Below are 6,092 nucleotides of genomic sequence, written 5' to 3'. Positions count from 1 at the left end.
TCGCCACCTACCTGCCGGCCGCGCTCCTCCTCTCCGACACCGATCAGGCGACCTCCCTCGGCGACCCGGGGGTGATACGCGCCCTCCTCGGCCGGGCCGTCCGCCGCCTCCCGCACCGTACGGGGCGTGCTCGCGGTGCTCACGGCCTATTCACGGTCTTCCGCGGTGGAGCGGCGCCGCAGCATGAGGAAGCCCCCGAGCGTCGCGGCGACCACGACTACGGCACCGACCCCGATCAGTGCACCGGTCGACGAGGAACCGCCGGAGTCGGAGCCCTCCCCGCCGTCGTCGGCGGGCACCGCGGACCACCAGCTCCAGTAGCCGTCCTGGCCCCAGATGTTCCCGGCGGCCTCCGGCATCGTCGTGATCGACTTGATCTGGTCGGTGCGGTACGCCTCGACCGCGTTCGGATACGCCATGACGTTCATGTACCCGGTGTCGTACAGCCGTGACTCCATCTGCTTGACCAGTTCCGCCCGCTTGGCGGTGTCGTACTCCGCCGACTGCTGCGCGTACAGCTCGTCCAGCCGCTTGTCGCAGATGAAGTTGTCGGTCGCGCCGGTGTCCTTCGGTGTGGCGGGGAGCGCCCCGCAGGTGTGGATGGAGAGGACGAAGTCGGGATCGGGGTTGACGGACCAGCCGTCGAAGGCGAGGTCGTAGTCACCGGCCATCCAGGGGTCGGAGACGTTGTCGAGGCATTCGACCTTCAGTCCGATGGCCAGCGTGCCCCACCACTCCTGGAGGTACTTGCCGATCGACTTGTCGTTCGGGTCCGTGGCATGGCAGAGGATCCGGAAGTTGAGCGGTTTGCCGTCCTTGCCCAGACGTCTGCCATCGCCGTCCTTCCGGTAGCCGGCGGAGTCGAGCGTCTTCGCCGCCGCGGCCGGGTCGTACGCGATCTTCTGACTGTCCGAGGGCTGCCAGAAGTACGAGGCGAAGCGGGGCGGGATGTAGCCCTGGCCCTCGACGGCGTACCCCTGGAACACCTTGTCGACGATCGTCTCGCGGTCCACGGCCTGGAAGAGCGCCTTGCGTACGGCGGGGTCGAGCAGCGCGGGGTTTCCGTTGCCGAACTTCTTCCCGTCCTTCGACCGGGCGCCGGGGTTGGTGGCGAGCGCGTAGAAGCGCCGCCCCGGGGCGTTGTTCACCGTGATGTCCTTGGCGCTCTTCAGCGCCGTGGCCTGGGCCGGGGTCAGGTTGGAGGTGAAGGACACCTCACCCTTCTGGAGCGCCGCGACGGCCGCGTCCCCGTCCTTGTAGTACTTGAATACCAGCTCGTCGAACTTGGGCGCGCCGCGCCAGAAGTCCTTGTTGGGCTTGAGCTTGACGTACTGGTCGACCTTGTAGTCCGTGATGACGAAGGGACCATTGCCGACGATCGGGAACGTCTTGTCGTTGTTGAACGTGGAGAAGTCGCCGACCTTCTCCCAGATGTGCTTCGGCAGGATCGGCACATCGAGCGCGGTCATGGTGGCCTGAGGCTTCTTCAGCTCGATGACCAGCGTGGCCGGATCGGGCGCCGTGACCTTGGCGAAGTTGGCGGTGAAGCTGCCGTTGGCGGTGGCGGCGTTCGGGTCCGTCATCATTTTGTTGAACGTCCAGGCGGCGTCCTCGGACGTTGCCTTCCGACCGTCGGACCACTTCGAGTCCCCACGGATGGTGAACGTCCACGTCAACTTGTCGGCGGACGACTGCCACGCGGTGGCGAACCCGGGGACCGGATGGGCGTCCTTCGGGTCGTAGTTGACGAGGTACTCGTACGCCAGCCGGTGAATGCTGGTACTGGTCAGCCGCTGTGCCAGGAACGGGCTGAGCGAGTCGATGCTCTGGCTCACCGCGACGGTGAGGACATTCTTGCCGTCGGCTGCCCGGGCATCTTGCGGCGCCGGGAGCAGCGGTCCGAGCGGGACCACCGATCCGGCCACCAGTGCGACGGAGGCGGCGACGGAGGCCGGCAGATGACGGAGGCGGGAACGGCGGCGCTGCCGTACGGGGCGGGGTTCGGGCCGGTGTACGGGCCGGGGCGCGGCCCGTCGCGGCGTACGCGGCGGAACTCTTTCGACCATAGGACGGTGACCTCGCGTTATCACTCGTACGGAGAAGCCGGGTTGATGCTGGTTCGCCAACTGGTGAAGCGAAGGTTTATCAGCGCTCGTCGGCCGCGTCAACGGTCGCCCAAACCCCGTGTGGTCTGCGGGAATGCGCCGAGGGGCCGCACCGTGAAGACGGTGCGGCCCCTCATTGGTCTCTACCTCTGACGCCCTACTGCTGAGGCGCTGGCGGTGCTGCCGGCGGCGGCTGCTGAGGCCATCCGCCCGGCGGCACGGGGTGCTGCGCGTCGGGCTTCTCCGCCGGGTCCGGCGCCGGGGCGTGCGGTGGCTGCAGACCGTACGAGGCGGGCTGCTGTCCTGGTGGGACGGCCTGCCCGGGCTGGGGCTGCGGGGGCCCCGCCGGGCTCGCGGGGGACTGCGCCTGGGAGGGCGGCGACTGCTGCCAGCCCTGCTGGATGCCCGGCCCCGGCTGCGGTCCGCCGTACGGCTGCTGCGGGTACGGCTGCGGGTAGGGCGCGGCCGGAGGCTGCTGCTGACCGTGGTGTGGCTGCTGCGGCTGTGGCTGCTGGGGCACCGGCGGCTGCGGGTACTGCTGAGGCGGGTAAGGCTGTCCGTGGACGGGCTGCCCCTGGTGCGGCTGCCCCGGCTGCTGTCCGTGCTGTCCTGACTGTCCGTGCTGTCCTGGTTGTCCGTGCTGCGCGGGGTGCGGCGCCCCGTACGGGGGCTGACCGTGCATCGGCTGCCCGTACGGCGGGCCCTGCGGCGGCAACCCCTGGGCGGGCGCCCCGTACGGCGCCTGCCCCTGCATCGGCATGCCCGGGTGGCCCGGCATCGGCGGCGCGAGGTGCGGTGGCGGCTGGCCGTCCGCGGTCCACAGCCCCTGCGCTTGCTGGGCCCGTACGAAGTCCTCCGCGACCAGCGCCGAGAGATGGAAGTACGCCTCGCGTGTCTTGGGGCGCATCATGTCGAGGTCCACCTCGGCGCCCGCCGAGAGGTGCTCGTCGAAGGGCACCACGACGACGCCGCGGCAGCGGGTCTCGAAGTGCTGCACGATGTCGTCCACCTTGATCATCTTGCCGGTCTCGCGGACTCCGGAGATGACCGTCAGGGACCGCTGCACCAGGTCCGCGTAGCCGTGCGCGGAGAGCCAGTCGAGCGTCGTCGACGCGCTGCTCGCGCCGTCCACGGAGGGCGTCGAGATGATGATGAGCTGATCGGCGAGGTCCAGCACGCCGCGCATCGCGCTGTAGAGCAGGCCGGTGCCCGAGTCCGTGAGGATGATCGGGTACTGCTTGCCGAGGACGTCGATCGCGCGCCGGTAGTCCTCGTCGTTGAACGTCGTCGAGACGGCCGGGTCCACGTCGTTGGCGATGATCTCCAGCCCGGACGACGCCTGCGAGGTGAACCGGCGGATGTCCATGTAGCTGTGGAGGTGCGGGATCGCCTGCACCAGGTCGCGGATGGTCGCCCCGGTCTCGCGCCGTACGCGGCGGCCGAGCGTTCCGGCGTCGGGGTTGGCGTCGATCGCCAGGATCTTGTCCTGCCGCTCGGAGGCCAGGGTCGAGCCCAGCGCGGTCGTCGTCGTGGTCTTGCCGACGCCGCCCTTGAGGCTGATGACCGCGATCCGGTAGCAGGAGAGCACCGGTGTACGGATCAGTTCGAGCTTGCGTCGCCGCTCCGCCTCGGCGGCCTTCCCGCCGATCTTGAAGCGCGAACCACCGGAGGCATTGCGGCTGCTCTTGGGCTTCTGCTTGTTGTTGCGCAGCAGACGGTCCGAGGACAGTTCAACAGCCGCCGTGTAACCGAGCGGAGCGCCCGGTACGGAGCGCTCGCGGTGGTCGTGCGCGACGGCGGAGGGCCACGCCGCGCCGGTACGGGGGTCGACGGGCGGCGCACCGGGCGCGGCCTGCGGCAGCGCCTGGTGGAGCTGCGGTGGCTCGTCGGCCCCGGGCGGTGGCGTCTGACCCGGGTGCGGCTGCGGCTGCGGGGGCTGCTGGGCGGGCAGGTGCGCCGCGGCGGGCACCGGCAGATGGGGCGCCGACGGAGACGGTGGTACGGGGGCGGGGGCATCCGCGCCCGGCCGGCCCTGCTGCTGCGGGAACCCGTAGCCCGCCTGCGGGGGCTGCTGCGCCCCGGGAGCGCCCGGCTGGGGGAATCCGTAACCGCCCTGCTGCGGGAAGCCGTAACCGCTCTGCGGGGCGGGCGGCTGCGGCGCGGGCACCGGGAAGCCCGGCTGTCCCTGTTGCGGGAAGCCGTAACCGGTGGGTGGTACGGGGGCGTTCGGGGCCGACGGAGTCTGCCCGGTGCTCGGAGCCGGTGCGGAGGCCGCGGGCGGCAGCGCGGCCGGCGGCTGCGCCGCGGGCGGCACGGGTGGTACGGGGGCGGGCGGCACGGGAGCAGGAGGCACCGGCACGGCGGCGGCCGGGCCCTGGCCGGCCGGCCCCGTCTGCTGCGGGAAGCCGTAGCCGCCCTGGGCCTGCGGCGCGGCGGGCAACGCGGGCCACGCGCTCGCACCCTGTGGCGATCCCTGAGGCGCGGCAGGCGGCCGGTCCTGGGGCTGTGCCTGCGCGGGGACGGCCGGCGCCTGGCTCTGCGGCGTGGCCGACTGTTCGGCCGACTGCGCCGATACGGGCCACCGCGGCGCGGGTGCCGGCGCGGCCGGCTGGAACGCGGGCGGCAACGGAGGCAGTCCGGCGCCCGGCACGGCGCCGGGCTGGGGCGCCCAGGGCTGCGCCGGTGCGGGGACCGGGGGAGCGTTCTGGGGCTCGTCGGCGGGCACCGCGTCCTGTGGGACGGCGTCGGCGACGACCACGGGCGGTACCGCGTCCGCCGGTTCGGCCACGGGAACGGCGTCGGACGGCTCGTCGCCGGCGGCCTCGGCCCTCGGGGGCACCGGGATCGCGTCCGCAATACCGTCGTCGGGAGTCTTGGACGCGGCCTCGGACGGCGCCTCGGGCTCCGGGGCCGGCGCGCCGGGAGCGGGCGCGTCGTCCGCGGCACCGTCCTGCGCCACAGGCGCGGCCGGTGCATCCGGTACGTCTGGTGCGGTCGTTGAGGTCGGCACCGTAGATGCACCGGGTTCACCGGGTGCACCGGGTTCCACAGGGCCCGGCGCGGCGTCCGCCGCCGCGCCGCCGTCGGCCGCGCTGCCGGCCGGCGCCCCGTTCCTGGCCGCTCCGTCCGCCCCGTACGGCGCGGCGGACGTCTCCTCGGACGTCTCCTCGGACGTCGGCGGTACGGGCGGAACGCTCGCGCTCTCCGCCGGTTCGTCGTCCGTCCCGGCACCGGCCGCGCCGCCCGCGTCGCCCGCCCGCGCAGCGGACACGTGCGCCGTGTCCGCCGACGCGGCGGACGGACCGGTCTCCGGGGCAGCACCGGTCTCCGCGCCTGTGCCCGAGCCCGTGCCCGCGCCCGTGCCCGCGCCTGTCTCGGCGACCTGGCCGTCGACCGTGTCCTTGCCCGCCGCACCGGTCGGGTCGGCGTCGGCCGCCGGGCCCGTCCGGGCCTCGGCCGTCTCCGGCGCGCCGTTCTTCGCCGCCTCGTGCTTCTCCATCTCGCGCTTCAGCGCCTTCGGGGAGAACCGCATCGTCGCGCCGCTCTCCACGTCGCCGCCGCCGAACGGTTCCGGCGCTCCGGGCGCGGACGCCGGTGCCGCCGGTTCCGCGGCGCGAGCGGGCTCGGCACCGTCCTGCGACCGCTGCGCGGGCTGAGCCGAAGGCGCCTGGGACGCGGGCTGCGGCGCGGAGGCGGGATGCGGGCCCCAGCTGGGCTCGAAGCCGCTCCCCGCGGGCAGCCCCGGCACCGCGACGGGCGCGCCGCCGGGCGGCGGGGGAGAGTTGGTGAAGGCCGGTGCGCTCGTGGCGCCACCACCGGTCGTGTCCCCCGGCGCGTTCTGCGTGTACCAGGCGGGCGGGGTGTAGTCGATGGTGAACTCACCCGTCATCTCGGGCTCCGCGTCGGACTGATCGTCCGCGGCAGGCCGGTTCCAGCCGCCACGGATCTCGTCCCGATCGCTGTTCACTTTGCCTCCTGGTGTGGTCG

At 73.0% G+C, this 6,092-nt stretch carries 2 protein-coding genes; both read right to left on the bottom strand.

Translation table 11 applies throughout. From position 1 onward, the window contains the following. Positions 1–146: 146 nt before the first annotated feature. Positions 147–2,066 (bottom strand): ABC transporter substrate-binding protein, encoded by a 1,920-nt coding sequence (locus AB0P17_RS41000; protein ID WP_365819812.1) that lies wholly within the window; start codon positions 2,064–2,066, stop codon positions 147–149. Between the two features lie 196 nt (positions 2,067–2,262). Continuing rightward, a complete protein-coding gene (locus tag AB0P17_RS40995) occupies positions 2,263–6,072 on the bottom strand; it encodes an SCO5717 family growth-regulating ATPase (protein ID WP_365819810.1) in 3,810 nt (1,269 codons plus the stop codon). Between the last annotated feature and the right edge of the window lie 20 nt (positions 6,073–6,092).

The sequence above is a fragment of the Streptomyces sp. NPDC088124 genome, from assembly GCF_040685895.1.
In the GTDB taxonomy this organism is placed as follows: Bacteria; Actinomycetota; Actinomycetes; order Streptomycetales; family Streptomycetaceae; genus Streptomyces.
Note: the sequence above shows the minus strand (reverse complement) of the source record. Positions and strands in the feature narration are given on the sequence as shown.